The sequence below is a fragment of the Streptomyces sp. NPDC001714 genome (assembly GCF_042892755.1).
Taxonomy (GTDB): Bacteria; Actinomycetota; Actinomycetes; order Streptomycetales; family Streptomycetaceae; genus Streptomyces.
This window is the reverse complement of the sequence record NZ_JBIAUL010000018.1, coordinates 77920-103460: the sequence shown is the minus strand read 5'-3', so window position 1 is coordinate 103460 and position 25541 is coordinate 77920. Positions and strand designations below refer to the sequence as shown.

The 25541-nt window shown below is 73.9% G+C and carries 23 protein-coding genes; 12 read left to right on the top strand and 11 right to left on the bottom strand.

Annotated elements, in window-relative coordinates; genetic code table 11:
- Positions 1-98: 98 nt before the first annotated feature.
- The 3 genes from ACFY0P_RS38255 to ACFY0P_RS38245 all read left to right on the top strand — a co-directional run bounded on the left by ACFY0P_RS38255 (position 99) and on the right by ACFY0P_RS38245 (position 5784).
- Complete coding sequence (locus ACFY0P_RS38255) at positions 99-1529, top strand: SWIM zinc finger family protein (protein WP_388924167.1); 1431 nt, start codon at positions 99-101, stop codon at positions 1527-1529.
- The gene (locus tag ACFY0P_RS38250; RefSeq protein WP_388924164.1) at positions 1529-4228 is read left to right on the top strand and encodes a DUF6493 family protein; all 2700 of its coding nucleotides are present in this window, start codon (positions 1529-1531) and stop codon (positions 4226-4228) included. Before ACFY0P_RS38255 ends, ACFY0P_RS38250 begins: the two co-directional genes overlap by 1 nt.
- A gap of 104 nt (positions 4229-4332) precedes the next feature.
- A complete protein-coding gene (locus tag ACFY0P_RS38245; RefSeq protein WP_388924161.1) occupies positions 4333-5784 on the top strand; it encodes a GNAT family N-acetyltransferase in 1452 nt (483 codons plus the stop codon).
- Positions 5785-5885: 101 nt separating this feature from the next.
- Here the strand turns inward: ACFY0P_RS38245 and ACFY0P_RS38240 are convergent, their stop codons facing one another.
- Positions 5886-7064, bottom strand: a complete 1179-nt coding sequence (locus ACFY0P_RS38240) for a trans-sulfuration enzyme family protein (protein ID WP_388924158.1) — start codon at positions 7062-7064, stop codon at positions 5886-5888.
- Between the two features lie 59 nt (positions 7065-7123).
- On the opposite strand from ACFY0P_RS38240, the gene ACFY0P_RS38235 reads away from it, so the two are divergent.
- From ACFY0P_RS38235 to ACFY0P_RS38210, 6 genes are all read left to right on the top strand, one after another.
- Positions 7124-7615, top strand: coding sequence for an Lrp/AsnC family transcriptional regulator (locus ACFY0P_RS38235; protein ID WP_388924156.1), 492 nt, complete (start codon positions 7124-7126; stop codon positions 7613-7615).
- Positions 7616-7648: 33 nt separating this feature from the next.
- Positions 7649-9337 (top strand): DUF885 domain-containing protein, encoded by a 1689-nt coding sequence (locus ACFY0P_RS38230; RefSeq protein ID WP_388924153.1) that lies wholly within the window; start codon positions 7649-7651, stop codon positions 9335-9337.
- 181 nt (positions 9338-9518) lie between these two features.
- Positions 9519-10199 (top strand): hypothetical protein, encoded by a 681-nt coding sequence (locus tag ACFY0P_RS38225; RefSeq protein WP_388924150.1) that lies wholly within the window; start codon positions 9519-9521, stop codon positions 10197-10199.
- A 144-nt stretch (positions 10200-10343) separates the two neighbouring features.
- The gene (locus ACFY0P_RS38220; protein WP_388924444.1) at positions 10344-10571 is read left to right on the top strand and encodes a ferredoxin; all 228 of its coding nucleotides are present in this window, start codon (positions 10344-10346) and stop codon (positions 10569-10571) included.
- Positions 10558-11952 (top strand): NAD(P)/FAD-dependent oxidoreductase, encoded by a 1395-nt coding sequence (locus tag ACFY0P_RS38215; protein ID WP_388924147.1) that lies wholly within the window; start codon positions 10558-10560, stop codon positions 11950-11952. Before ACFY0P_RS38220 ends, ACFY0P_RS38215 begins: the two co-directional genes overlap by 14 nt.
- Positions 11953-11986: 34 nt before the next feature.
- A complete protein-coding gene (locus ACFY0P_RS38210) occupies positions 11987-13216 on the top strand; it encodes a cytochrome P450 (RefSeq protein WP_388924144.1) in 1230 nt (409 codons plus the stop codon).
- Positions 13217-13223: 7 nt separating this feature from the next.
- Here ACFY0P_RS38210 and ACFY0P_RS38205 read toward each other — a convergent pair whose 3' ends face one another.
- On the bottom strand, positions 13224-13739 hold the full coding sequence (locus ACFY0P_RS38205; protein ID WP_361299351.1) for an immunity 21 family protein: 516 nt from the start codon (positions 13737-13739) through the stop codon (positions 13224-13226).
- A gap of 47 nt (positions 13740-13786) precedes the next feature.
- Entirely contained in the window at positions 13787-14260 is a 474-nt protein-coding gene (locus ACFY0P_RS38200) for a rhodanese-like domain-containing protein (protein ID WP_388924141.1), read from the bottom strand.
- 137 nt (positions 14261-14397) lie between these two features.
- On the opposite strand from ACFY0P_RS38200, the gene ACFY0P_RS38195 reads away from it, so the two are divergent.
- Complete coding sequence (locus ACFY0P_RS38195; RefSeq protein WP_388924138.1) at positions 14398-14844, top strand: Lrp/AsnC family transcriptional regulator; 447 nt, start codon at positions 14398-14400, stop codon at positions 14842-14844.
- Positions 14845-15086: 242 nt separating this feature from the next.
- On the opposite strand, the gene ACFY0P_RS38190 is transcribed toward ACFY0P_RS38195, so the two are convergent.
- The 5 genes from ACFY0P_RS38190 to ACFY0P_RS38170 form a co-directional block, all read right to left on the bottom strand.
- Positions 15087-18077 carry an AAA family ATPase gene (locus tag ACFY0P_RS38190; protein WP_388924135.1) on the bottom strand — a complete coding sequence of 997 codons (2991 nt, stop codon included), beginning with the start codon at positions 18075-18077 and terminating at the stop codon, positions 15087-15089.
- Positions 18078-18117: 40 nt separating this feature from the next.
- Complete coding sequence (locus tag ACFY0P_RS38185; protein ID WP_388924132.1) at positions 18118-19281, bottom strand: exonuclease SbcCD subunit D; 1164 nt, start codon at positions 19279-19281, stop codon at positions 18118-18120.
- Positions 19282-19562: 281 nt separating this feature from the next.
- Positions 19563-20324, bottom strand: a complete 762-nt coding sequence (locus ACFY0P_RS38180) for a cupin domain-containing protein (protein WP_388924129.1) — start codon at positions 20322-20324, stop codon at positions 19563-19565.
- Positions 20318-21244: a PmoA family protein gene (locus ACFY0P_RS38175; RefSeq protein WP_388924126.1), complete on the bottom strand. Its 927-nt coding sequence runs from the start codon at positions 21242-21244 to the stop codon at positions 20318-20320. The genes ACFY0P_RS38180 and ACFY0P_RS38175 overlap by 7 nt, the downstream gene beginning before the upstream one ends.
- Positions 21241-22359: a Gfo/Idh/MocA family protein gene (locus tag ACFY0P_RS38170; protein WP_388924123.1), complete on the bottom strand. Its 1119-nt coding sequence runs from the start codon at positions 22357-22359 to the stop codon at positions 21241-21243. The genes ACFY0P_RS38175 and ACFY0P_RS38170 overlap by 4 nt, the downstream gene beginning before the upstream one ends.
- Positions 22360-22599: 240 nt before the next feature.
- Here ACFY0P_RS38170 and ACFY0P_RS38165 point away from each other — a divergent pair, with 240 nt between their 5' ends.
- Positions 22600-22785: a hypothetical protein gene (locus ACFY0P_RS38165; protein WP_388924121.1), complete on the top strand. Its 186-nt coding sequence runs from the start codon at positions 22600-22602 to the stop codon at positions 22783-22785.
- A 42-nt stretch (positions 22786-22827) separates the two neighbouring features.
- On the opposite strand, the gene ACFY0P_RS38160 is transcribed toward ACFY0P_RS38165, so the two are convergent.
- The 3 genes from ACFY0P_RS38160 to ACFY0P_RS38150 are packed head-to-tail and all read right to left on the bottom strand — an operon-like array spanning position 22828 to position 24846.
- Positions 22828-23454, bottom strand: a complete 627-nt coding sequence (locus ACFY0P_RS38160) for a YigZ family protein (RefSeq protein WP_388924118.1) — start codon at positions 23452-23454, stop codon at positions 22828-22830.
- 40 nt (positions 23455-23494) lie between these two features.
- Positions 23495-24037: a SixA phosphatase family protein gene (locus ACFY0P_RS38155; protein ID WP_388924116.1), complete on the bottom strand. Its 543-nt coding sequence runs from the start codon at positions 24035-24037 to the stop codon at positions 23495-23497.
- A complete protein-coding gene (locus ACFY0P_RS38150) occupies positions 24034-24846 on the bottom strand; it encodes a hypothetical protein (protein WP_388924113.1) in 813 nt (270 codons plus the stop codon). Before ACFY0P_RS38150 ends, ACFY0P_RS38155 begins: the two co-directional genes overlap by 4 nt.
- Positions 24847-24970: 124 nt before the next feature.
- Between ACFY0P_RS38150 and ACFY0P_RS38145 the strand changes: the two genes are divergently transcribed.
- A complete protein-coding gene (locus ACFY0P_RS38145; protein WP_388924111.1) occupies positions 24971-25384 on the top strand; it encodes a CoA-binding protein in 414 nt (137 codons plus the stop codon).
- Positions 25385-25541: the final 157 nt, after the last annotated feature.

Sequence of the window (25541 nt, the reverse complement as noted above, 5' to 3'; positions counted from 1 at the left end):
CCCTGCCGCATCCCCGAACTCGCCTGCCCGCAGCGCGTCTTCGCGGGTGTCTTCGCAGGTCCGAGTCGATTGTCAGTGGTCGCCTCTACGGTTTTTCCATGACGCGATCTTCACAGGCCGTGGCCTATCGCCAACCCTCCGTGCTGCGCTCCGGCGCCGACGGCCGCCGTCTCGGGCTCGAGACCTCCCGGGGTGCGACACCCACCGGGGCCGAGGACCATCCGCGGTTCTTCGCGGGCTTCCTGACCTCTCCTCAGGTGGCCGCGGCCGGGCTGCTCGCGGTCGCCGACGTGGCGGCGGCGCGGTACTACCAGCCGCAGCTGCGCGCCTCGCTGGACCCGGTGGTGACGGGCAACGGCGACCGGCTGCGCTTCGAGTCCTTCTCCGGCTGCGGCGGGGTGTACGCCCGGCTGGACGTCCTCGGCCCGGGACTGGACGGCGGCGAGGTGGGCCAGGGCACGACGAACGTCGACGTCAACAACCCGCTGCGGGAGGCGCTCGCCCGGCTCGGCTCGGACGATCCGCTCCATCTGCGGGTCGGCCCCGAGGAGCTGGCGGTCACCACGCTGGACGGCCCGGTGGTGGAGAAGAAGGTCCCGCTCCCGGACCGCTGGCTGCGCGGTTTCGCGGAGGCGCAGGTCATGGCCGCCGGGTTCGATCTGCGGGCCGAGCTGCCGGCGGACGAGGCGGTGCGGTTCCTGCGCTCGCTCCCCCGCGGCGGCACCGCCCGCCGGGGTTCGGCCGGTCCCGGCTGGGTGGTGCCGGTGGGCCGGGGGCTGCGGCCGACGACCCGTCCGGTGCCGGGCGCGGTGTGCCTGCCGGGACCGGAGCGGCTGGGCGCGCTGCAGCGGGTGCTGCGCCATGCGACGGCCCTGCGCGTCTACGGCCCGCAGGGCGCCCTCGCCGCCTCCGGCACGGCCTCGGCCTGGGAGGTCGCGCTGCCGGGCATGCGGCTCACGCTGACCGTGTCGCCCAACGCGGCCCGCGGATTCTCCGGTGAAGGCGGCGTGCTGGACGCCCTCGCCACCGACGAGGCCGCCGAGGACGCGGAGCTGATCGCGGTCCTGCTGGCCTGGGAGCCCCGCGTCGACATCGCCGACCTGGCCGCTTCCTCCGGGCTCACCCCGGAGCGGGTCCGCGCGGCCCTGGTCCGCCTCGGCACCTCGGGACGCGTCGGCTACGACACGGCGGAGGCCGCCTACTTCCATCGGGAACTGCCGTACGACGCGGGGCGCGTGGAGCGGCACAACCCCCGGCTGCGGTCGGCCCGGGCCCTGGTGGCCGCGGGCGCGGTGGCCCTGGACGGCGCACTGGGCACGGTGACGGCCGAGGACGGTCATGTGCACCGGGTGCGGGATACGGCGGGGGTGCTGAGCTGCAGTTGTCTGTGGTGGGCGAAGTACCGGGGCGGGCGTGGGCCGTGCAAGCACGCGCTGGCGGTGCGGATGGCGCGGCGGGGGGCCGCGGTGGCGCAGGACGAGAAGCAGAACGTGGCTCAGGACATGACGGCGATCGGCGGGGGTGCGTGATGGGCGCGGTGCTGGAGGCGGTACGGGCGGGGCGCGTCGGGGAGACGGCCCTCCTGGTGGGGAAGTTGGCGGATGGCGAACGACGGGCGCTGCTGCCCGAGTTGCAGGCCCTGCGCAAGGAGCTGCGGGCCGCGCCGTGGGAGAGCGGGTCCCAGCGCAGCTATCCGGCGCTCCAGGTGGCCGGGGCCATGTGCCACTCGGGGGCCGCGGCGGCCGCGACCTGGATCGCCGGGGCCGACATGCGCTGGCGGCAGGCACCGGCGGACATGCTGCTGAAGGTGCTGGCGGACCGGGACACCGGCTGGCAGGCCGACGTGGCCCGGCGGCTGGCCGCGCGGCCGGTCTCCGCGGACGTGCCGTTCCTGCTGATGGCGGGGTTGGTACGGCGTTCGGGGTGCGAGGTACCGGTGACGGACGCCTACGTGGTCGGCTGGGTCCGCCACATCGGCCACAGCTGGGGACGCGTCCCCCTCGTCGACCGGCTGCGCGCCGAGCCCGACCTCGCGCCGCTGGTGAACGGCCTGTTCGAGCTCTCCGATCTCGGCGAGGTCCGCTGGCTGTTCGGCGACGGCCCCGGTTCCTGGCAGAGCGCCCTCGCGGAGCTGACCGGCGCGGGCGTGCTGGAGCGCAAGGCCGTGGTCGACGCCTGTGTCGCCCGCCTGCTGCGCGGCGGCGGTCCCACCGACCACCGGATCTTCCTGCCGTTGCTGGGCCTGCTCGCCCTCACCCGGGACGAGGTGTGCGAGCGCGTCGCCGACTGGACGGCCCTGGCCCGGGACGCCGTGTCCCCGGTCGCCGCCCACGCCCAGTCGGTCCTCGGCGCCCTCGCGCTCGACGGCGACCTCACCGCGCGGCAGCTCGCCGAGGCCTCCGAAGGGCTGCTGTTCCGCGCCGAGAAGAAGCTGGTGCGCGCCCAACTGGTGCTGCTCGGCAAGGTGCTCGCCCGCGACCCGTCCTCGGCCGCGGAGCTGCTGCCGGCCGTGGCCCAGGCGTTCGGGCACGAGGACACCCAGGTGCAGGAGCGGGCGCTGAAGCTGGTCGAGCGGCATGCGAAGCGGCTCGACGGCGAGGCTGCCTCCCAATCCGACGTCGCCGTCGCGGTCGAGCAGTTGAGCCCGGCCCTGCGGGTGCGGGCGGCCGCCGTCCTGGGCATCGCGCCCGCGGCGGAGTTCGCGGTGTACGAGGAGGTGCTGCCGCCGGTTCCGGAGCCGATCCGGCTCACGGCCGCACCGGATTCCGCCGTGGAACTCGCCGAGGAGGTGTCGGCCCTGCTGGCGGCCGACGGGGACATGGACGTGGCCGCGTTCGAGCGGGCGCTGGACGGTCTGGCCCGGCATGCCCACCGCGACCAGGACGCGTTGCGGGAGGCGCTCGAACCGGTGGCGGCCACCCGCTGGTGGTGGGAGCCCGAGTCGCACCGCCGGCAGCACTCCGAGGAGTACTTCGGTCATACCCGGCGCGGCCTCCTCACCACCGAGGGCGGCCTCGAACTGATCCTCGCCACGCTGTACGGGGCCGTGAGCACGGCCACCCTGCTCGCCGGGCTGCGGGGCGGCCCGGCCGACCACGACTGCGCACGCCACGGGTTCTCCCGCGTCCTCGACGTCCGGCTGCGTGAACTGGCCCTCCGGATACGCACGGACCCGCAGCCCCTGCTCCTGGCCACCCCGTCGTGGAGCACCGGGACTCTGGAGCCGGCCGAGCTCGTCGACCGGCTCGACACCTACCGTCGTCTCGGCGCCCGGCCGGGAGAGGTCGACTTCGCCCAGGCCCTGCTGCGGGTCCGGCTCGCGGACACTACGGCGGCTCTGGCCGCCGCCGGACGCGCGAGCGAGCTCGGCACGCCGGAGGGCGAGCGGCTCGCACGCCGGCTGTCCGCCGGGGAGGCCACCCTGCCCGGCTCCGACCGCCGGACCTCGGGTCCGCGCATCCTGATCGAGTCCGATGAGGTCCAGGAACTCGGGACGCAATTCCCCGAGGCGTTCCGGCGCCTGGGCCGGCCGTTCACGGCGTCCGACGCGGTCCGTCACTGCTACCACTGGGGCCAGGAGAACCACCGGCACTGGCTGGCCACGCTCCCGGAGCTGCGTGAACTCGTCGCCGTACGGCTGGTGCACGACCTCTCCGAGTCCGCCCTGGACGACCAGCGGGGCGCGGCCGCCGTCCTCCCGCTGCTCGCCGAGTCCGGCGGCGCGGCGGGCGAGAGCACACACCTGTGCGTGGCGTACGGGCTGGGCGCCCGCCATCCGGAGGACCGGCTGGCCGCGGTGGACGCGCTGCTGGTGCTCGCCGCGCGCGGGCAGCTCGACGCGGAGCGGCTCGGTGCCGACCTCGGCCAGTTGGTCCGGCGCGGTGCGGTGAAGCCGCTGCGGCTGGCCGAGTCGGCCCGGACGGCGGCGGCCACGGGGGCGAACGCGACGATATGGGAGATGCTCCGGAACACCCTGCCCGTGCTGCTCGCCGATCTCGCGACCGGGGGCACCGCAGGCGCCTCGGGCGCGACGCGAGGGCTCGGGGAGCTGCTCTCGGTCGCCGCCGACTGCGCGGAGCGGTCCGGGGCCCGGGGTGAGCTGCCGCATCTCTCCGGGGCGGCGGCCCGGCGCGGTTCGTCGCGGCTGGTGGTCCAGGCCCGTCGGCTGCGGGACGCGCTGGCGGTGGCGGCGGCCGTCCGAGAGGGACAGGAGCCGGTCCTTCGCTGACCCCGACAACTGTTGAAACTAGTACAAAAAGAACGTAAGCATGCTTTACCCGTCGGTCACAGAGCGTTCGTGATCACGCAACACCGTTGCTTCACAGTGGCTCCATGAATCGAGACATGTCTGATGTGACACGCACGAGGAACGGGCGCCCCGTGCACCACTGGCGACGGGACGTCGTCGAACTCGCCGCCCTGTTCACGGCCGTCGCGGTGGCCGACGCGGTGGCCAACCTGGTCGGGCACGGGCCCGACGGTCCTGCGCTGCTGGTGATCTCGGCGCTGGTGCTGGCGGCGACGGCGGGCTTCCACGTCTGGTGGGCGAGGCGCTCAGGGCACGCACCACCGGTGACGGACAGCGATACCGGCGCCCGGCCTGCCGTCACCGAGACACGGCAGGCCGGGCCCGGCACGGACACCTCGGGGACCGGCGACCGGGCGAGCACGCTGTGGCGGCTGCGGACGACGGTGCGCGACGAGCCCGGTTCGCTGGCGGCGCTGTGCGGCGCGCTCGCCGGGCATCGCGTGGACATCCTGAGCCTGCAGACGCATCCGCTGGGCGACGGCACGGTGGACGAGTTCCTGCTGCGGTCCCCGGGGGAGCTGATCGCCGGCGAGATCACGCGGGCGGTCGCGCTGGCCGGGGGCACGGACACCTGGATCGAGCGGGCCGACGCCCACGATCTGGTGGACGCCCCCACCCGGGTCCTGGGCCTGGCCACCCGCACCGCGTTGGACGCGGCGGAACTTCCGCTGGCCCTCCGGCAGTTGTTGGGGAGGTGCACGATCCGCTCGCTCCCCGCCCACCCGGTCGGCGGGGCCCGGAGCCCCGAGGCGGTTCCCGTCGAAGGGGTGCTGGAGGACACCGTGATGCGGCTGCGTGCGCCGGAGGGGGGAGTGATCACCGTGGAACGGCCGTATCTCCCGTTCACACCGACCGAGTTCGCGCGGGCGCGGGCGCTGGTGGAGCTGGACACCCGGCTCGGGCCGCGCATCCCGCGCAGCCAGGACGTGATCTCGCTGCCCGCGGGCAACGAGATCACCGTGCGCCGGGCCGACACCGGCGACCTGGAGGCGGCGAGGGCGATGCACGAGCGCTGCTCGAGCCGGACGCTCGGGCTGCGCTACCACGGGCCGGTCGGGGACGCGGACCGTTACCTGAACCACCTGCTCAGCCCCCGCTTCGGCCGGACGCTGGCGGTGCAGACCGCGTCGGGCCGGATCGTCGGCCTCGGGCATCTGTTGTGGGACGGGGACGAGACCGAGGTGGCGCTGCTCGTCGAGGACGACTGGCAGCGGCGCGGTATCGGGAGCGAGCTGCTGGGGCGGCTCGTGAGGATGGCCGTCGAGGCGGGCTGCGAGAGCGTGTACGCGGTGACGCAGGCGTCCAACACCGGGATGGTGGCGGCGATGCGGGGGCTGGGGTTGCCGCTCGACTATCAGATCGAGGAGGGGACGCTGGTCATCACGGCCCGGCTGGAGGCGGTGCCGGGGGACGCCGTGACGGCCATGGGGTGGCTTTCCAGTGCGGGGGACGCGGGACGGGCAGAAGCGCCGTAGCGCTCGGGGTCGTTGGGCGGCCGCGGGTGCGTGGGGGCCGGTCGTGCAGTTCCTCCCCCAGCCGGAGGCTGGGGGTACCCCCAGCGCCCCTGTCGGGGCGCTCAGACGTCCCCCAGTGCCCGGTCCAGGTCCGCCCACAGATCGTCCACGTCCTCCAGGCCCACCGACAGCCGCAGCAGCCGGTCACTCACGCCGGCGCTGCGGCGGTCTCCCGCGTCGACGACGCGGTGGCTGATGGAGGCCGGGTGCTGGATGAGGGTGTCGACGCTGCCGAGGCTGACGGCGGGGGTGATCAGCCGTACCCGGGAGACGACCTCGTGCGGGTCGTCGTAGACCTCGAAGGCGATCATCGCGCCGCCCAGTCGCGGGTAGTGGACGCGGGCGACACGCGGGTCGGCGGTGAGGCGGCGGGCCAGTTCGGCGGCGGTGGCGGAGGCGGCGCGGACCCGTACCGGGAGCGTGGCCAGGCCGCGCAGCAGCAGGTAGCCGGCGAGCGGGTGCAGGACGCCGCCGGTGGCGAACCGTATCTTCCGGAGCTGCCCCGCGAACTCCTCGTCACAGGCGACCACTCCGCCGAGCACGTCGCCGTGGCCGCCGAGGTACTTGGTGGCGCTGTGCAGCACGAGGCGGGCGCCGAGTTCGGCGGGGCGTTGCAGCACCGGGGTGGCGAAGGTGTTGTCGGCGAGCAGCGGCACGGTGCCGCAGGCGTGGGCGACGGCCCGCAGGTCGAGTTCGGCGAGGGTCGGGTTGGCCGGGGACTCGACCACCACGAGCCCGGTGCCGGGGCGCAGCGCGTCGGTGATCCCGGCCGGGTCGGTCCAGGTGACCTCGGTGCCGAGGAGCCCGGCGGTGAGGAGGTGGTCGCTGCAGCCGTAGAGGGGTCGCACGGCGACGACATGGCGCAGGCCGGTGGCGGCGCGCGCGAGGAGGACGGCGGTCAGGGCGGCCATGCCACTGGCGAAGGCGACCGCGGACCCGGTGCCTTCCAGGCGGGCCAGGGCGGTCTCGAAGCGGGCGACCGTCGGGTTGCCGAGGCGTCCGTAGACCGGTGGTCCCGCCGGGTCGGCGCCGTCCGCGGCGAAGGCGTCGATGCGGGCGGCCTCGGCCCTGCTGTCGTACGACGGGTAGGTGGTGGACAGGTCGATCGGCGGGGCGTGCAGGCCCTGGCGGGCGAGGTCGTCGCGGCCGGCGTGCACGGCTTCGGTGGCCAGGGCGCGGGGTGCGCGGGAGACGGGGCCGCCGACGGGCGCCTGGGTGTCGTAGGTGCTCGATGTGTCCATGACGGCAGGGTGAACAACCGACGGGGTGTGCGCGGTGAACCCCGTGCTACGTTCGGGCCGTGGCCGATTCTGTCGTACTGGATCCGGTCGATCTGCATCTGCTGCGGCTGCTGCAGAACGACGCCCGGACCACCTACCGCGATCTCGCCGCCCAGGTGGGGGTGGCGCCGTCGACGTGTCTGGACCGGGTGACCCGGCTGCGCCGCTCCGGGGTGATCCTCGGGCACCGCCTCGAACTCGATCCGGCCAAGCTCGGGCGCGGTCTCGAAGCGTTGCTGTCGGTGCAGGTCAGACCGCACCGGCGGGAGTTGGTGGGACCGTTCGTGGAGCGGATCCGGGCGCTGCCGGAGTCGCGGACGGTGTTCCATCTGACCGGTCCCGACGACTATCTGGTGCATGTGGCCGTGGCGGACATGGCGGACCTGCAACGGCTGGTCCTGGACGAGTTCACGGCCCACCGGGAAGTGGCCCGGGTGGAGACCCGGCTGATCTTCCAGCAGTGGGAGTGCGGGCCGCTGCTTCCGCCGGTGTCGTCGGTTCAATCCCCGTGACGCGCGGTGGTCCGTCGTACGAGGATGGACCGCATGTCTCAGACCAGCAACCCGCTGCCCCGTCAGGTCGCCGACACCTTCGTCGACGAGCTCATCGCCCTCGACCCGATCACCGGTACCTTCCTCGGCGACAAGGAGAGTTCGGGCCGGCTGCCCGACACCTCGCCGGCCGGCGCGGAGGCACTCGCCCGGCTCCAGCGCGACACGCTGGCCAAGCTCGACGAGGCCGAACGGCAGCCCGGTGCGGACGATGACATCGAGCGTCGCTGCGCGCGTCTGCTGCGCGAGCGGCTCAGCGCCTCCCTCGCCGTGCACGAGGCCGACGAGAGCCTGCGTTCGGTCAGCAACCTGAGCTCGGCCGCGCACGCGGTGCGCCAGGTGTTCACGGTGACGCCCACCGCCACCGACGAGGACTGGGCGGCGGTCGCCGAACGGCTGCGCGCGGTGCCGGCCGCCCTGGAGGGCTACCGGCAGTCCCTCGAACTCGGCCTGGACCGCAAGCTGTATGCGGGTCCGCGCGCCACCGTGACCTTCGTCGGACAGCTCGGCGAGTGGGCCGACACGGGCGACGGCAAGGGCTGGTTCGAGCTGTTCGCGGCGTCCGGGCCCGAGGCGCTGCGCGCCGAGCTGGACGAGGCGGCCCGCACCGCCACCGGGGCCGTGGTGGCGCTGCGCGACTGGATGCGGGACGTGTACGCACCGGCGGTCGAGGGCGCGCCGGACGTGGTGGGCCGGGAGCGGTACGCCCGCTGGGTGCGCTACTTCAACGGCACCGACCTCGATCTGGACGAGGCGTACGCGTACGGCTGGTCCGAGTACCACCGGCTGCTCGGCGAGATGAAGGCCGAGGCCGAGAAGATCCTGCCCGGCGCGGCCACCCCGTGGGTGGCGCTGGCGCACCTGGACGAGCAGGGCACCCACATCGAGGGCGTCGACGAGGTGCGCGGCTGGCTGCAGTCCGTGATGGACGAGGCCATCGAGAAGCTGGACGGCATCCACTTCGACCTGGCCGAGCGGGTGCGCCGGGTGGAGTCCCGGATCGCTCCGCCCGGCAGCGCGGCGGCGCCGTACTACACAGCGCCGTCGGACGACTTCTCGCGCCCGGGCATCACCTGGCTGCCGACCATGGGCCAGACCCGGTTCCCGGTCTACGACCTCGTGTCGACCTGGTACCACGAGGGCGTGCCCGGCCACCACCTCCAGCTGGCGCAGTGGAAGCACGTCGCCGACAACCTCTCCCGCTACCAGGCCAGCGTGGGCATGGTCAGCGCCAACGCCGAGGGCTGGGCGCTGTACGCGGAGCGGCTGATGGACGAACTGGGTTTCCTCACGGACCCGGAGCGCCGCCTCGGCTATCTGGACGCGCAGATGATGCGGGCCGCGCGGGTCATCATCGACATCGGCATGCACCTGGAGCTGACGATCCCGGACGACTCCCCCTTCCACCCCGGGGAGCGCTGGACGCCCGCGCTGGCGCAGGAGTTCTTCGGCGCGCACAGCAGCCGGCCCGCGGACTTCGTGGAGAGCGAGCTGACCCGCTACCTGTCCATGCCGGGGCAGGCGATCGGCTACAAGCTGGGCGAGCGGGCCTGGCTGCTGGGCCGGGAGCGGGCCCGGGAGCGGCAGGGCGCCGGCTTCGACCTCAAGTCCTGGCACATGGCGGCCCTGTCCCAGGGCTCGCTGGGCCTGGACGACCTGGTGGACGAGTTGTCCCGGCTCTGACGGGTCGGGCCCGCGCCTGACGGAGCGGCAGCACCGAGCGGGCGCCCGCCGCCGGTGGGCGCCCCGCGGCTGCCGCGACCGGGTCGACGCGGTCTGCCGTTCGGGGGTGCTCCGGTGGCGGCGGCCGGAGGCAGGAGGCTTGCTGGTGCCGGGGCCACCGGACACGGGAAGCGAGCCGCGCATGCAGACCTCCACGCCGCCACGGGAGCCGTTGCAGACGCCACGCGCCGCCGGCATGGCCGGGGTCGTCTTCGCACTGCTGCTCGCCGCCGCCATGGTGCTGATCCGGCTGGCCATTCCGCAGGGCGCCGACGCGGTCACCGCCCAGCAGCCGGATCCCGCCCGGCGCAACGCCGTCCACGCGGCCCTCATGCTGGTGCCGTTCGCCGGCATCTTCTTCCTGTGGTTCGTCGGCGCCGTCCGCTCGCACGTAGGCGACGCCGAGGACCGGTTCATGGCCACCGTGTTCCTGGGCAGCGGCCTGGTCTTCACGGCCATGATGTTCGGCGCCGCCGCGGTGGCCGCGGCCGTGCTCGACACCGCTCATCCGGCGGGCACCTCGCCCTCCCGGCCCACCTGGGACTTCGGCCAGGACCTCGCGTACACGCTGATGACCGGGTACGCGATGCGGATGGCGGCCGTCTTCAGCTGTTCGGCCTCGGTGATCGGGCACCGCCTGCGCATCCTGCCGCGTTGGCTCACGCTGGTCGGCTTCCTCACCACCGTGGTCCTGCTGTTCGTGGCGTCCGCCGTGCCCTGGGCCGAGCTCGTGTTCCCGGCCTGGTCGCTGCTGCTCAGCGTGTACATCGTCCTGGCGAGCTTCCGCCGCTCCCCCGCGGCGCCCGCGGCCCCGGCGGTCTGACGGCTCACCCGATCGGCGGGCCCCGGCGCGCGACGGCGGGACCGGGCTCCCATGCTGGCGTGCGGGGAGTTCTCCGCCGTCCGGGCCCGACGTGACGGACCGGCGGTACACACCGGACCCGGCCAGCGGAAGGGCGGAGCCATGATGCGCCTCGTCGTCGACCTCAACAGATGTCAGGGATACGCGCAGTGCGCGTTCCTCGCTCCGGACGTCTTCGCCATGCACGGCGAGGAATCCCTCGTCTACAACCCGCAGGCCGAGCAGGAGCATCGGGAGCGGGTGGCGCGCGCCGTCGCCGCCTGCCCGGTGCAGGCGATCACCGCCGACGGCCTGGACGGCTTCGCGGGAGGGACCTCCGATGCCGCCCACTGACTATCTCGAGTGGCTGCGGCGCGAGGGCCGGATCGTCGTCGTGGGTGCCTCGCTGGCCGGGCTGCGGGGTGCCGAGACGCTGCGTGCCGAGGGGTTCGCCGGTGAACTCACCATGATCGGCGACGAGCCGTACGAGCCCTACGACCGGCCGCCGCTGTCCAAGGCGGTGCTGCTCGGCAGGGCGGCCCCGCACCACACCGCGCTGCCGCACCGTCTGGAGATCGACGCGAAGTGGCGGCTCGGTGTCGCGGCCACCGGCCTGGACGTCGAGGCCAAGCGGGTCCGGCTGGCCGACGGCGACGAGGTCGAGTACGACCGGCTGCTGATCGCGACCGGAGTGCGGGCCCGGCCCTGGCCCAAGGAGGACGAGGCCCGGCTGGAGGGCGTCTTCACGCTGCGCACCCGGGACGACGCGGCCGCCCTGCTGCGGCGGCTGAAGGCCGGGCCGCGCCGGGTGTTCGTGATCGGCGCCGGGTTCACCGGCTCGGAGATCGCCTCGGCCTGCCGGGAGCAGGGCATCGCGGTCACCGTCGCGGAACGCGCGGGCGCACCGCTGGTGGGCGCCCTCGGCGGGGTGATCGGCGCGGTCGCGGCCGAGATGCACCGGGAGAACGGCGTGGACCTGCGCACCGGGGTCATGGTCACCGCGCTGGAGGGCGACCCGGCCGGGCGGGTGCGGGCGGTCCATCTGTCCGACGAGAGTGTGGTCGAGGCGGACGTGGTGATCGTGTCGCTCGGCGCGACCCGCAACACGGACTGGCTGGCCGGTTCCGGTCTGGGCGCCGGCCCGCGGGGCATCGCCTGCGACGCGGGCTGCCGTGCCTTCGACTTCCGGGGCATCGTCACCGACGACATCTTCGTCGCCGGTGATGTCGCCCGGTCCCCGCACGCGCTGTTCGGCTATCAGTTCCTGTCGCTGGAGCACTGGGGCAACGCGGTCGCCCAGGCCGAGATCGCCGCGCACAACATGATCAGCCCGAGCGCCGAGCGGAGGCCGCACCTGTGGGTGCCGGCGTTCTGGTCGTCGCAGTTCGGCGTGAACATCAAGTCGGTCGGGGTTCCGCCGATGGGCGAGCAGATCATGATCACCCAGGGTTCGCTGGCCGAGCGCCGGTTCGTCGGTGTGTACGGCTACCAGGGGCGGACGATCGCCGCGGTGAGCTTCGACAACACGCGGTGGCTGGAGTTCTACCAGCGGCAGATCGAGAAGGCAGGGCCGTTCCCGGTGGAGTTCCCGACCGTGGACCGCCGTCCCGAGGGACGGGTACCGGTCGACGCGGACTTCCCGGACCCGGCCCTGCCGACGCATGCCCCCATGGTGACCCTCAGCGGCTACTCGCCCACCGACCAGCAGCTGGTCTTCCACCCCGCCCGCCACTGACCGCGACCCGGCCCCGACGCTCCAAGGAACTGTCATGACGCAGACCTCGATGTTGCGCCAGATCACCGACTTCGCGAACCGCGCCGACCCGTACCCGCTGTACGAGGAACTCCGCAAGACGCCGGTGCTGCACGAGGAGGAGGACGGTCCGTACCTCATCAGCACCTACCACGACATCGAGGCCCTGCTCCACGATCCGCGGATCAGCTCCGACGAGTCCAACGTGACCGTGCACGGGGACGACGAGCTGTCCGGTCCGGAGGCGACGGGGCTGCCGCCGAGCTTCATCCGGCTCGACCCGCCCGAGCACGACCGGCTGCGCCGGATCGCGAACAGTTCCTTCGGGCCGCCGCACCGGCCGCGCCGGATCGACGACATGCGGGGCCAGTTGGAGGAGATCGTCACCGAGCTGATCGACGGCCTCGGGGACGCCCGGGAGATCGACCTGGTCGACCAGGTCGCCTACCCGTTCCCGGTCACCGTCATCTGCCGGCTGCTGGGTGTGCCGCGGGAGGACGAGCCGCGGTTCCGGGCCTGGGTCGACCCGATCGTGGCCGGCCTGGACCCCGACAGCCGCACGGCCGACGCATCCGCGAAGACCGCGCAGGAGGCCCGGCTCCAACTCGGCATGTACCTCAACGGGCTGGTGGAGCAGCGCGCCAAGGAGCCGCGCGACGACATGCTGTCCGACCTGGTGCACAGTCGCGGTCCGGACGGCGCCATGACGACCATGGAGGTGCTCAGCACCTCGGTGCTGCTGCTCATCGCCGGCCACGAGACGACGGTCAACCTCATCACCAACGGCATGCTGACGCTGCTGCGGTACCCGCAGTACCTGGAGCGGCTGCGGGGCGACCCGGGGCTGTCGGTGCGGATCGTGGAGGAGCTGCTGCGCTACGAGCCTCCGGTGCAGTTGCTCCCGCAGCGCACCTGCATCGCCGACCTCGAGGTGCACGGGGTGACCATCCCCAAGGGGTCGCGCATCTGGCTGGTCCTTGCCGCGGGCAACCGGGACCCGCATCGGTTCACCGATCCCGACCGCTTCGACCCGGACCGCCAGGACATCCAGCACCTCGGCTTCGGCAGCGGCATCCACAGCTGCTTCGGCGCCCCGCTGGCCCGGCTGGAGGCCCAGATCGCGCTCTCCCAGCTGGCCCGCCGGCTCGACAACCCGCGCCTGGTCGAGGACCCGCCGCCCTACCGCCCGAACGCGGTGCTGCGCGGCCCGCGCCACCTCAACATCGCCGTCGACGGCATCAAGTGACGGTCCATCAGGACGGGAGCCTGCGCAACTGCACCAGGCCCAGCCAGGTTTCGGGGCCGGGTCTGGTGTAGGCGGCGCGCACCGCGTAGGTGCCGGGCTCCAGCGGGACCCGCAGATGGTCCCCGCCCTCGGCCTCGCCGCCGGGCCAGGCGGAGTCGAAGAGGACGACCGGCCCGGGGACCTGCCAGCGGATCTCGTTCTCCCACACGGCGCCGTCGAGGGCGGCGGGCACCTGCGCCAGGAGTTCCTCCTCCGAGTTGGCGGCGGACCACCGTACGAAGGTGCCGTGGTCCGGCAGGAAGGACGTCGAGGCGGGTTCGTCGCCGAGGACCAGGGCGGTGCTGTCCCCGACCGGGAGCAGTCCGACGTAGCCGTCGACCTCGCAGGCCCGGTCGTAGTCGGTGGCCAGGTCCTCGCTGTCGGCGCCGGCCCAGAACGGCAGGACCGTCTCCGGGACCGCCACGAGCGGGCCGCCGCCCGACTCCACCCACTCCACCGCGCCTGGATCCGCATATCGAGTCATGGGGTGAACCTACACGGACAGCGACGGCACGGGTTCGCCTCCGGAAATCAGCAACCGCAGTCGCCCGCGACGGGTGCGGTCAGCGGGTCCGGGGCGCGGCGTTCGCGGCCCTGCCAGGTCTCGAACTCGAAGCCCTCACGCACCCAGTACTCGAATCCGCCGAGCATCTCCTTGACCCGGTAGCCGAGTTCGGCCAGCGCGAGGGCGGCGCGGGTGGCGCCGTTGCAGCCGGGACCCCAGCAGTACGTCACCACGGGCACGGCCTTGTCGAGGAGCTCGGCCGCCTGCTCGGGGATGAGCGCGGTGGGCAGGTGGACGGCGCCGGGGATGTGGCCCTGATCCCAGGACCCGGTGGAGCGGGAGTCCAGGACGACGAAGCCGGGGTGGCCGTCGGCGGCCAGGGCCGTGGCCACGTCGGAGACGTCGGCGTGGAAGGCGAGGCTCGCCCGGAAGTGGGCGGCGGCCTCGGCGGGGGCGGCGGGGGCGACGCGCAGGACGGGGTTGAGGGTGGTGCCGGTCAATGTGAGGCCTTTCGCCGGGCGCCGTCGGTGCGGCGGATCTCCATGGCCGCAAATCTACGAGGGTGACGGGGCGCGCTGAAGGTGTGATCCCCGGCCCTGCCCTTGTCCGGCCGGGGATTCCCTGTTATCCATCCCGCATGACCGAGTTTTCCCCGGACACCACCGACCGGCGCATCCTGGACGTCCTCCAGCGCGAGGGCCGGGCCAGCTTCGCCGAGCTGGCGCGGGCCGTGGCGATGTCCCCGAGCGCGGTGACCGAGCGGGTGCGCAGGCTGGAGGAGGCCGGCGTGATCCAGGGGTACGCGGCGGTGGTCGACCCGGAGCGCCTCGGCCTGCCCATCCTCGCCTTCGTCCGGCTGCGCTACCCGAACGGCAACTACAAGCCCTTCCACGACCTGGTCGCCGCCACCCCGGAGATCCTGGAGGCGCACCACGTCACGGGCGACGACTGCTTCGTCATCAAGGTCACCGCCCGCTCCATGCGCCACCTGGAGGAGATCTCCGGCCGGATCGGCACGCTGGGCTCGGTGACGACGAGCGTCGTCTACTCGTCGCCGCTCCCGCGCCGGGCCGTCGGAACCTGAGCGCTCCGCGGGAGTGCCGCGACAGGCCGTCGGTCGACTGCGGTTCCGTCGTGGCTGGTCGCGCAGTTCCTCCCCCGGCCTTCGGCCGGGGGTACCCCCAGCGCCCCTTCGGGGGCGCTTCCCCCTGGCGGTCGGCGCCCAGCCTGAAGTCGGCTGGGAAACTGACCCGTAAGGGGCGCGGGGAACGGCGCGGCCAACCCCCACCGGCCCGCGGTGAACGAACCGCGCGACCGGCGGCGCGCTCAGACCCCGCGCTGCCGCAGCACCGAGCCCGTTCTCCCCTTCACCACCTCCAGCTGGGCGTGGATGCGGCGGCGCAGGTCGGCGACGTGGCTGACGATGCCGACGCTGCGGTCGCGTTCGCGCAGGGAGTCGAGGACGTCGAGGACCTCGTCCAGGGTCTGGTCGTCGAGGCTGCCGAAGCCCTCGTCGATGAAGAGGGTGTCGAGACGGACGCCGCCCGCCTCGTCGGTGACGACGTCGGCGAGACCGAGGGCGAGCGCGAGGGAGGCGAAGAAGGTCTCGCCGCCCGACAGGGTGGCGGTGTCGCGCTCGCGTCCGGTCCAGGCGTCGACCACGTGCAGGCCGAGGCCACTGCGACCGCGTCCGGTGCGGTCGTCGGAGTGGACCAGGGTGTAGCGGCCGGACGACATGCGCTGCAGGCGCACCGTCGCGGCGGCGGCGACCTGTTCCAGACGGGCGGCGAGGACGTACGACTCCAGGCGCATCCGGCGCTCGTTGTCGGCGGAGGTGCCGGCGGTGAGGGCGGCGAGGCGGGCGACCCGGTCGTACTCCTCGCGCAGCGGGGCGAGTTGCCGTACGCCCTCGGTGGCGCGGGCGGAGAGCCGGTCGAGTTCGGCGCAGCCGCGGGCGGCCCGGTCGCGGGCGGAGGCGGCGTCGCGCAGGCGCTGGGCGGCCTGGGCGGCGGTGCGCTCCGCGGTCTCGAGGTCGGCGGGCGGCTGCTGGGCGGCGGCCGCGGTGTCGGCCTCCGCCAGGACGGCACGCACCGCGGCCTCCTCGGACTGCCGTTCGTCCAGGCGCCGTTGGAGTTCGCGGTGGGCGGTGTCGTCGAGGAGGGCGGCGGCCGCGGCCTGCGGGGTGTCGAAACCGGCCCGGTAGGCGGCGTCGGCGAGCCGGGCATCGGTGTCCTTCAGGTGCCGGGCGGTGTCCTCGGCGGCGCGCGCGGTGTCGGCGGCTTCGGTGAGCAGCGCCACCTGCCGCTCCAGCTGTGCGGCCCGTACGGCAACGCTGGCGGCACTCCCCCGGGCCTGGGCCAGCTCCTCTTCCAGGACGGCCTGTTCCGCGTCGAGGCCCTCGCGCCGGGTCAGCCGCGCGGCGGCCCGGACCTCGGCCTGCTGCCTCTCCGCCAGCCGGCGCTCGCGCTCCTGCTCGGCCAGCCGCAGCTCCTCGTGCGCCGCGTGCAGGGTGGACCCGGCCCGCCGGGCCTGGGCGTACTCCCGCTCCAACTCGTCTGCCTGGGAAGCCAGTTGCGCGGTCGGGGTGTCGCCCGCCTCGGCGGTGGCGGCGGCCAGGGCCTCGCGTGCGGTGCCGAGCCGCCGTTCGTCCCGGGCGCGCTGTTCGTCGGCGCGCTGATGGGCGGCGAGCGCGCGCTCCTCGGCCTCGCGGTCGACGTGGCCCGCGAACTTCTCGGCCGGCGCCGGGTGTTCGGTGGCCCCGCAGACCGCGCACGGCTCTCCCGCGGTGAGCTGCGCGGCCAGTTCGGCGGCGATGCCGTTCAGTCGCTGTTCCTTGAGGTCGAGCCAGTGCGTCCGCGCCGTCACGGCCAGGTGCGCGGAGGCGAGGGCGGTGCGCTGGGCCTCGTCGGTGTCCCGGCCCAGCTCGTCCCGCAGCCGCGCCGCCTCCAGCCGCCGGCGGGCGGGGTCGCGCTGTACGGCGAGCTGTTCGGCGCGGGTCGCGGCCTCCTGGGCGGCGTCGACACGGGACTGCAGTTCCGCACGCCTGGCGTCCCAGCCGGCGAGCCAGCCCGCGGCCTCGCTCAGGGCGTCCTCGTCGTCCCGCTCCTGCCGGTCGAGCCGGCCGCGCTCGTCGGCGACCTCGGCCAGCCGCCGCTCGGCCCGGCGCGCGGACTCCAGCCCGCCCAGCTCCTCGGCGGCCCGGCGGGCAGCGGCGGCGAGCCCTGCCGCACCGGCTCCCGCGAGGGTCTCCGGCAGCAGCGCCCGCGCACGCATCTCGGCGGCTGCCGCGCTGCGGTGCCCCGCCTCGGCGGCCTCCCGCAGCTCCAGCGCCGGCGCCACCGCCGCCGCCTTCCGGGCCCGCTCCATCCGCGCCTGCGCCGCCCGGTGGTCTTCGGCCCGCTCCTCCAGCCGTACGGCCCGCTCCCGGGCCTGTGCGAACCGGGCCTGCAACCGGACCAGTTCGCGTACGTCGGCCAGGGCGCGGTCGGCGGCGAACTGGGCGGACTCGGCGGCGGTGAGCCGGCAGTGGGCGACGGTGAGGCGCTCGCGCGCGGTGCTGCGGGCCACGGCCGCGGCGGCGAGGACGGCGGGGGCCAGACCGGGCTCGCCCGGGGCCAGCTCCGGCAGCTCCATCGCGTCGCCGGCTTCCTGCTGCATGCGGTGCGCGTCGGCCAGCAGCGCGGAGTCGCCGTCCCGGACCCGGGCCTCGGTCGTCTTGCGGCGCTCGGCGAGGCGCTTCTCGACGTCGGCGAAGCGCTGGGTGTCGAAGAGCCGGCCGAGCAGCTGGCCGCGCGCGCCGGCGTCGGCGCGCAGGAAGCGGGCGAAGTCGCCCTGGGGCAGCAGCACGACCTGGCAGAACTGCTCGCGGCTCATGCCGAGCAGCTGGGTGATCTCCTCGCCGATCTCCTGGTGGGAGCGGCTGAGGTCCTTCCAGGCGCGGCCTGTCGCGTCGTACTCGCGCAGCCAGGTCTGCGCCTTGTCCAGGGTGGTGCCCGCGCCGCGCTTCTTGGGGCGCTCCCACGGGGGTTGCCGGGTGATCTCCAACCGGCGTCCGGCGACAGTGAGTTCGAGGCGGACCTCGGTGCGGGTGGCCGGGTCGGCGTGGTCGCTGCGCAGGGTGAGGCCCTGGCCGCTCTGCCGGGCGCCGGGGACGGTGCCGTAGAGGGCGTAGCAGACGGCGTCCAGGACGGAGGTCTTGCCGGCGCCGGTGGGGCCGTGCAGGAGGAAGAGCCCGGCGGCGGAGAGCGCGTCGAAGTCGACGCTCTGGGAGCCGCCGAAGGGTCCGAAGGCGGTGATGTCGAGCCGGTGGAGCCTCATGCGGCCGCCTCCAGGAAGGGGCTCAGGTGCGGGTGTGCTGTCACCGGGCCACCTCGCGTACCGCGCCGTCGGCGCGCAGCGCGTCGAACGCCTCGCCCAGGACGGCCAGTTCGCGTTCGTCGGGGCCCGAGCCGCGCACGTGGGCGACGAAGTCCTCGGCGATCTGCCGGTCGGTTCGGCCGGCCAGCCGGCGGGCGTAGGAGACGTCGGGGTCGTCCGGGGCGCGGTCGGGGTCGAAGACCAGGCTGAGGGTGTGCGGGAAGCGGTCGGCGAGGCGGGCCATGGGGTCGGCGGGGCGGACCGGGTCGGTGAGGGTGGCCTCGACCCAGGCGTCCTCGTGGGGGGTGAGGGCGGGGTCGGCGAGGAGGTCGTCCAGGGTGCCGCGGATGCGGGCCAGCGGGCGCCGGACCGGGCAGTCGAGGCGTTCGGCGGTGACGGTGCCGTCGGCGGCGAGGTCGACGAGCCACATGCTCTTGCGGTGGCCGGCCTCGGAGAAGGAGTACGCCAGCGGGGAGCCCGAGTAGCGGACGCGTTCGGTGAGGGTCTGGCAGCCGTGCAGGTGGCCGAGGGCCACGTAGTCGACGCCGTCGAAGACGCCGGCCGGGACGGCGGCCACGCCGCCGACGGTGATGTCCCGTTCGCTGTCGCTGGGTTCGCCGCCGGTGACGAAGGCGTGCGCGAGGACGACGGAGCGGGTGCCGGGCGCGCGGGCCGCGAGGTCGGCGCGGACCCGGTCCATGGCGGCGGCGAGCACCGTCTCGTGCCCGGCCCGCTCGACCGCGAACTCGTCCTTCACCAGGGCGGGTTCGAGATAGGGCAGACCGTAGAACGCGACGTCCCCGAAGGCGTCGGCGAGCACGACCGGGGTGCCGCAGGCCGCCGGCTCGGTGCGCAGGTGGATGCCGGCGCGGTCGATGAGACCGGCGCCGACACCGAGGCGGCGGGCGGAGTCGTGGTTGCCGGAGATCATCACCGTGGGCACGCCGAGATCGGCGAGCCGGTGCAGGGCCTCGTCGAACAGCTCGACCGCGGCGAGCGGCGGCACCGCGCGGTCGTAGACGTCTCCTGCCACCACCACGGCGTCGACGGCGTGCTCGCGCACGGTCGCCACGAGGTGGCCGATGAACTCGGACTGGGCGCCGAGCATGTTGACGCGGTGGAACGCCCGGCCCAGATGCCAGTCGGAAGTGTGCAGGATTCTCATGAAACCACCCCGACCTGCACCCTTGCCCCTATTACGCCTATTCGACCCGTATGAACCAGCACGGGGACTCCCCGGCAACGCCTGCCACGCTAACGCATACCACCCCCTGATCCACCACGGACCTCACGTTCCCTGACCTCCCGAGGACATCGGCCGGTCGCCGTGGTGATCAGCGCGGGCCGGGTGAGCGGCAGGATCGGGGTTGCCCCACCACGTGCAGCGCAGCACCACCTTGCCGCCGCCGACCGATTCCCCCTTGTCCTGCGTCCCGGAAACCTCTGCTACTCACCGCCGTACGGGAGCGTCGTCCCCGGCAGGTTGTACTCGTCACGGCGGCCGCACATCCCGAACCCGCCGAGCCGGGTGGGTGCGGTCTCGTACGCGGTCGCCTCGCCGAGGTACGACGGCTCGCCGGCCTGCAGCGCGTCCAGCTGGGCGCCGGTGCGCTCGGCGGCGGCCAGCGCACCGGCCCGCCACAGCTCGCGCCAGCGCGGCACCCTGTCGCGCACCAGCCGGGCGGCGGCCCGCTGGAACTCCGCGTACGGGCCGGCGTCCCCGGCGACCAGCGCCTCCCGCAGACCGAGGTACCCCTCGACGGCGAGGTCCCGGCGCCTGCGGGCGGCCTGCTCCGCCTCGGCCCCCGTGCCCGGTGGCAACGTTGCCACGGCCGCGTACCGTTCGGGATCGCCGAGCACCTCGGGCGGGAAGGTGAAGACGGCGTCCCCGGCCTCGGGCAGTCCGCTGTTCTGCATCAGCACGGTGATCCGCAGACCGCCGCCCTGCACCATGCGGTGCACGGTGCCCGGGGTGAACCAGGCGACGGATCCGGGCTCCAGCGGGATCTCCCGGTAGCCGTCCGGGCTGAGCGTCTGCACGGCGCCCCGGCCGCCGGTGACGACGTACGCCTCGGTGCACACCAGGTGCAGGTGCGGGCTGCCGCCGCAGACGCCGTCGGCGGCCTCCCAGTCGTAGGCGCTGAGGTGGGACAGGCCGACCGCGCCGGGGAGGGGGTGCGGGAGGGCGGGCTTGGGCGCGTTCACCACGGCAGGCCCTCCAGGTGTGCGGCGACGCGGTCGGCGTCCCAGGCGCCGTCGGCGAAGACGATCCGGTAGCGGTAGGCGAAGGACTCCCCCGGCTGCAGGGCGAACTCCTCGAAGAACGCCCACGAGAACGCGGCCGTGGGGATCGGTTCCGCGCGCACGAACCAGTGCGACTCGTGGACGGCCGTCCGCGCGTCCAGGTTCTCGGGCGCGTGGGCGAAGACGATCGTGGAGTGCCGGTCCACCTCGTCGTGTTCGGTGGTGAACGCGAGCCAGGGGCCCTGGGTGCCCATCAGCTTCTCGGCGCCGGTGACGGCGTCCGGGCCGAACGCGGTGCCGCCGGTGAAGTCACGGGGGCCGCGCCACTGGAGTCCGGTGTATCCGGCCATCTCGCGGCCTTCTGTGGTGGGGGAACCGAAGGTCAGCGGCTCGTCGCGGACGTTGGTGAGGTGGATGGCCCAGTCGAGCGCCCAGGCGCCGGCCTGCTCGTCGACGGAGTGGACGGTGAGGCCGCGCACCTCCCGCGCCCACTCGGCGCCGCCGTTCTCCACCCAGGTCAGCTCCTCGGTGAAGGAGAGCCGGTCGTCCGCGACGGCGAACTCGGTGAATCCGTCGTGCCGCATCGAGCCGACCCGCTCGGGCAGCACCTGGTAACCCTGCCCGTGGACATAGGAGTTGCCGCCCCAGAAGTTCTGCCCGGACAGGTGGCTGGCCGTCATCTGGAGGCCCTTGTGCCAGCGGTGGTCGCTCGGCCGGTAGCCGGTGACGGTCCGTCCCGCCAGGGTGCGCACCGGGTGGGCGTACGGCTTGCGCGCCTCGTACGCCTCGGGATCGGGGCGGTAGACGTACCGCAGGATCTCGGTGCCGTCCGGTGCCGCGACCGCGATGTGCTCGCCGTGGACGTGGCTGACGCGGATGCTCATGCGCGCTCCTCGGTGGGGGCCCAGTGGGGGTGGTCGCCGTGCATGGCTGCGTAGTAGGGGTCGCCGGGGCCGATCTCGCCGGCGGGCACGGGGCGGCCCGTGAACGCCGACTTGTAGAGCGCGGCGGCGAATTCGAGGGTGGCGCGGGCGTCCGGGCCGCTGCCCGGCGGCCGTACGCCCGCGTCGAGGGCGTCGAGGAGGGCGCCGAGCTGCGCGGTGTGTGAGCTGGGCACGTCCGCCTCGGGGGTACGCCAGGCGGCGGCGCGCTGGGCCGGGACGTGCGGGGCCGGGGTGTAGACCCAGTCCTCGTTGCGGTGTCCGTAGAGATGGGTGAGTTCGACGGTGGCGTCCGCGCAGTCGACGCGGATGCGGCTCACCTCCTGCGGGGACAGCACGCTGTTGACGACGGTGGCCAGCGCGCCGTTCGCGAAGCGGACGAGGGCCGTGGAGACGTCCTCGCTCTCGGTGTCGTGGACCAGGCGGGCCGCCATGGCCCGGATCTCCGTCCACGGGCCCAGCAGGTGCAGCAGCAGGTCGTACTGGTGGATGCCATGGCCCATGGTCGGGCCGCCGCCTTCACCGGCCCAGGTGCCGCGCCACGGTACGGCGTAGTAGGCGGCGTCCCGGTGCCAGGTGGTCTGGCAGTGCGCGACCAGCGGGGCGCCCAGCTCGCCGCCGGTGATCAGCTGCCGGGCATGCACCGCGCCGGAGCCGTAGCGGTGCTGGAAGACCACGGAGGCGTAGCCGCCGGAGGCCTCCTCGGCGGCGGCGATCTCGTCGTACTCGGCGAGGGACAGGCACAGCGGCTTCTCGCACAGCACCCAGGCACCGGCCTTGAGCGCGGCCACCGTCTGTCCGCGGTGCAGGGAGGGGGGTGTGCCGACGAGGACGAGGTCGGGGCGTACGGCGTCCAGCATGGCGTCGACGGACGGGTACCCGGCGACGTCGCCACCGGCGAGTTCCCGGAAGGCGTCGAGGCGGGCCTGGTCGACGTCGACCGCGGCGACCAGATCGACACGGTCGGCGTGGGCCGTGAGGGCGGGCAGATGGCTGCCGCTGACGATCGCGCCGGTGCCGATCACGGCGACGCGGCGGCGGGTCGGGGGTGGGGGCATGCGGTCCTCCATGGGAGTGCCGGGGACCAAGACGCGGAGAAAGCGCTTGCTCTCGGAGGGACCCTAGATCCGGAGGAATGTCAGGACAACCCCCCGCGCAGTGCTGGCCGAGAGAAGCGGGCGGGGCGGCCGAGCGACGGCAGATGAAGGGGCGGGGGAGCCGGTTCCCTCGTCACGCACAACAGACGTGGAAATCACCACGACAACGAGGTCGAGGACAAAGAATTCGACGTCGGTGACATGACCGTCGTCGACGCCAGGAGCGTCGGCGGCTTCGTCTTCACCGGCGACACGGTCCGGCGCCTGGCCGGCCGGGATCAGCCGCCGTACACCTCACCGCTGTTCGTCTTCCACGGCAGTTCGGGCATCCGCATCGCCCGCAACCACTGCGACCGGGGCCTGAACACCTCCGTGGTCACGGACTGATCAGTGTCCGGGACGGAGGAGACCGCTCGGCCCGGGCGATCGTCACGCGTCCCCGTACGCCTCCCCGCCCAGTGTGAGGGTGGCCGTGCCCGCCGTCGCGTCGGCGAGCCAGGCGCGGAAGGCGGCCACGTCGGCGTCCGGCAGGCCGATCTCGATGGTGACGGCCTCGCCGTAGCGGACGTCGCGGACCTCGCGCCCGGTGGCGCGCAGGTCGTTCTGGAGCTTGCCGGCCCGCTGGTGGTCGACGGTCACCGTGGCCAGCCGGAAGCGGCGCCGGGTGCGGGTGCCGAGGGTGTCGAGGGCCTCGCCGACCGCGCCGCCGTAGGCGCGGATGAGTCCGCCGGCGCCGAGCTTGACGCCGCCGTAGTAGCGGGTGACGACGGCGACGACGTACCGCATGTCGCGGCGCAGCAGCATCTGGAGCATCGGGACGCCGGCGGTGCCGCCCGGTTCGCCGTCGTCGCTGGCCTTCTGGGTGGAGGCGTCGGCGCCGATGACGTAGGCCCAGCAGTTGTGGGTGGCGTCGGCGTGCTCCTTGCGGACCGCCGCGACGAAGTCCTGGGCCTCCTGCTCGGTGGCCGCCGGGGCGAGCGCGCACAGGAAGCGGGAGCGGTTGACCTCGGTCTCGTGCGTGCCCGCGCGGGCGACGGTGCGGTACTCGTCCTGCATCCGCCCAGCCTATGCGGACCTGTGCGCCATCCTTCCGCCGCTACTCCTTCCGCCCCCGGGGCACCGTCACCTCCGTCAGCAGGGCCGTCCCCGGGGCCAGGGCCGTCCACGCCGTGCCGTGCCAGGCGAGGACCGCGATCGCGGACGTCGGGAACTTCTTGCGCACCTGTTCCAGGGTGTCGTCGAGGCCGTCGCCCGCGAGGTCGAGGACGAGTTCCTCCAGGCCGGGGTTGTGTCCGACCAGCAGCAGCGTCTCCACCTCGTCCGGCACCTCGCGCACCACCGCCAGCAGGTCGGGTACGTCGGCCGCGTACACCCGCCGGTCGTAGCGGACCGGCGGCGGCGTGCCCCACTGGCCGGAGGCCAGTTCCCAGGTCTGCCGGGCGCGTACCGCGGTGGAGCACACCGCGAGGTCGGGCAGGCAGTCGGACTCGGCGAGCGCGCGGCCGGCCGCGGGGGCGTCCCGGCGGCCGCGGTCGGCGAGCGGCCGCAGCCGGTCCGGGACGCCCTCGGGCCACGCGGACTTGGCGTGCCGCAGGACGACGAGGCGGCGCAGCGGGCCCGCACCCGCCCGGGTGATCACGCCGCCCGCCCGAGGTCGCGGGTGAGGTCGAGGGCGAGCAGCCGGTCGGCGTAGGCGCAGGTCTCGAAGCGGGCGCCGTCGGGAATCTCGGGCTGGTTCTCCATCCAGCGCAGCACGCCGAGCACCCCGGGCACGTCGAGGTCGTCCTCCCAGGCGTCCCGCAGCCGTCCCCTTACCTTCTCGGGCACCGGCCGCGAGGGGCTGCGCGCCCAGTGCGCCACCGACTGCCGCAGCCTGCCGAGCCGCCGCCCGGCCGCGTCGAGGGCGCCGGCGCCGAGGTGGACGGCCGTGCCGCGCGGGGCGTCGAGGAGGGCGAGCCGCAGTGCGGCGGGGTCGTCGAGCGTGTTGAGGACACCGGCCTCGGGGCCGCCTGCGGAGGCGACGGCGACGGTCACGCCGGCCCCGGGCAAGGTGCCGCCCGTGGCCGTCACGTGCACGACCTGGGCCTCGCCCAGTCCCGGCGACAGGTCGCGGCCGTCCTCGAAGGGGCGGATGCCGAGGGTGGTGGCGGCGGCGTGCAGTTCGGCCTGGTGGCGGTCGGCGGTGAGCAGGGGCAGGACGGGGGTGCCGCCGAGTTCCAGCGCGCGCAGGAGGAGGTCGGTGGTGAGCAGGACCCGCAGCGCCGTCAGGTCGTACCCGGAGGCGTGTGCCTCCACCCGGGTCAGGGCACGGCGGGCGGGGACGGCGGGGACGGTCTCACCGGACTTGGCGTCGAGGATGCGCAGCACGGGCTGAGCGTAGGCGGGCGGCGGGCCGTCCGCAGGCACCTTGCGACGATTCAGGTCACCGTGGCGGGACATGCGGGACATGCGACACCCCCTGCCGCCCGGACAGTCCCGACGGTACTGCGCGGACCCGGTCGGGGCCAGGGAATCAGGGTCCGGCGGCCGCTGTTGCCCACGGCGAATGTTCCCCGAGCCGAGGAGGCCGACGGTGTACGGCGACGAAGCGACGATCCGCAGGATTCTGACCGGGACGGGTGACACCTGGGCGGTGGTCGGCCTGTCGTCCAACCGGGGACGGGCGGCGTACGGGGTGGCGCAGGTGCTGCAGCGGTTCGGCAAGCGGATCGTGCCGGTCCACCCCAAGGCGGAGACGGTGCACGGCGAGCAGGGCTACGCGTCCCTCTCGGAGATCCCCTTCGAGGTCGACGTCGTCGACGTCTTCGTCAACAGCGAGCTGTCCGGGGTGGTCGCGGACGAGGCGGTGACGAAGGGCGCGAAGGCGGTGTGGTTCCAGCTCGGGGTGGTCGACGAGGCGGCGTACGAGCGGGTGCGGGCCGCGGGTCTGGACATGGTCATGGACCGCTGCCCGGCCATCGAAATACCTCGCCTGGGCCGGAACTGAACCGGATTTGAGGAAGATCTGAGCTTGGTCTGTCTTACCCTCTTCTCACTTAGTACAACTGAATACGGACATTCCGTGACCCTCACTGACCTGTGCAAAAGCTTTGGCCAAGACAGGAAAGATCGAGGGTCAAATCTTTGGCAACACTCTTCTGTCC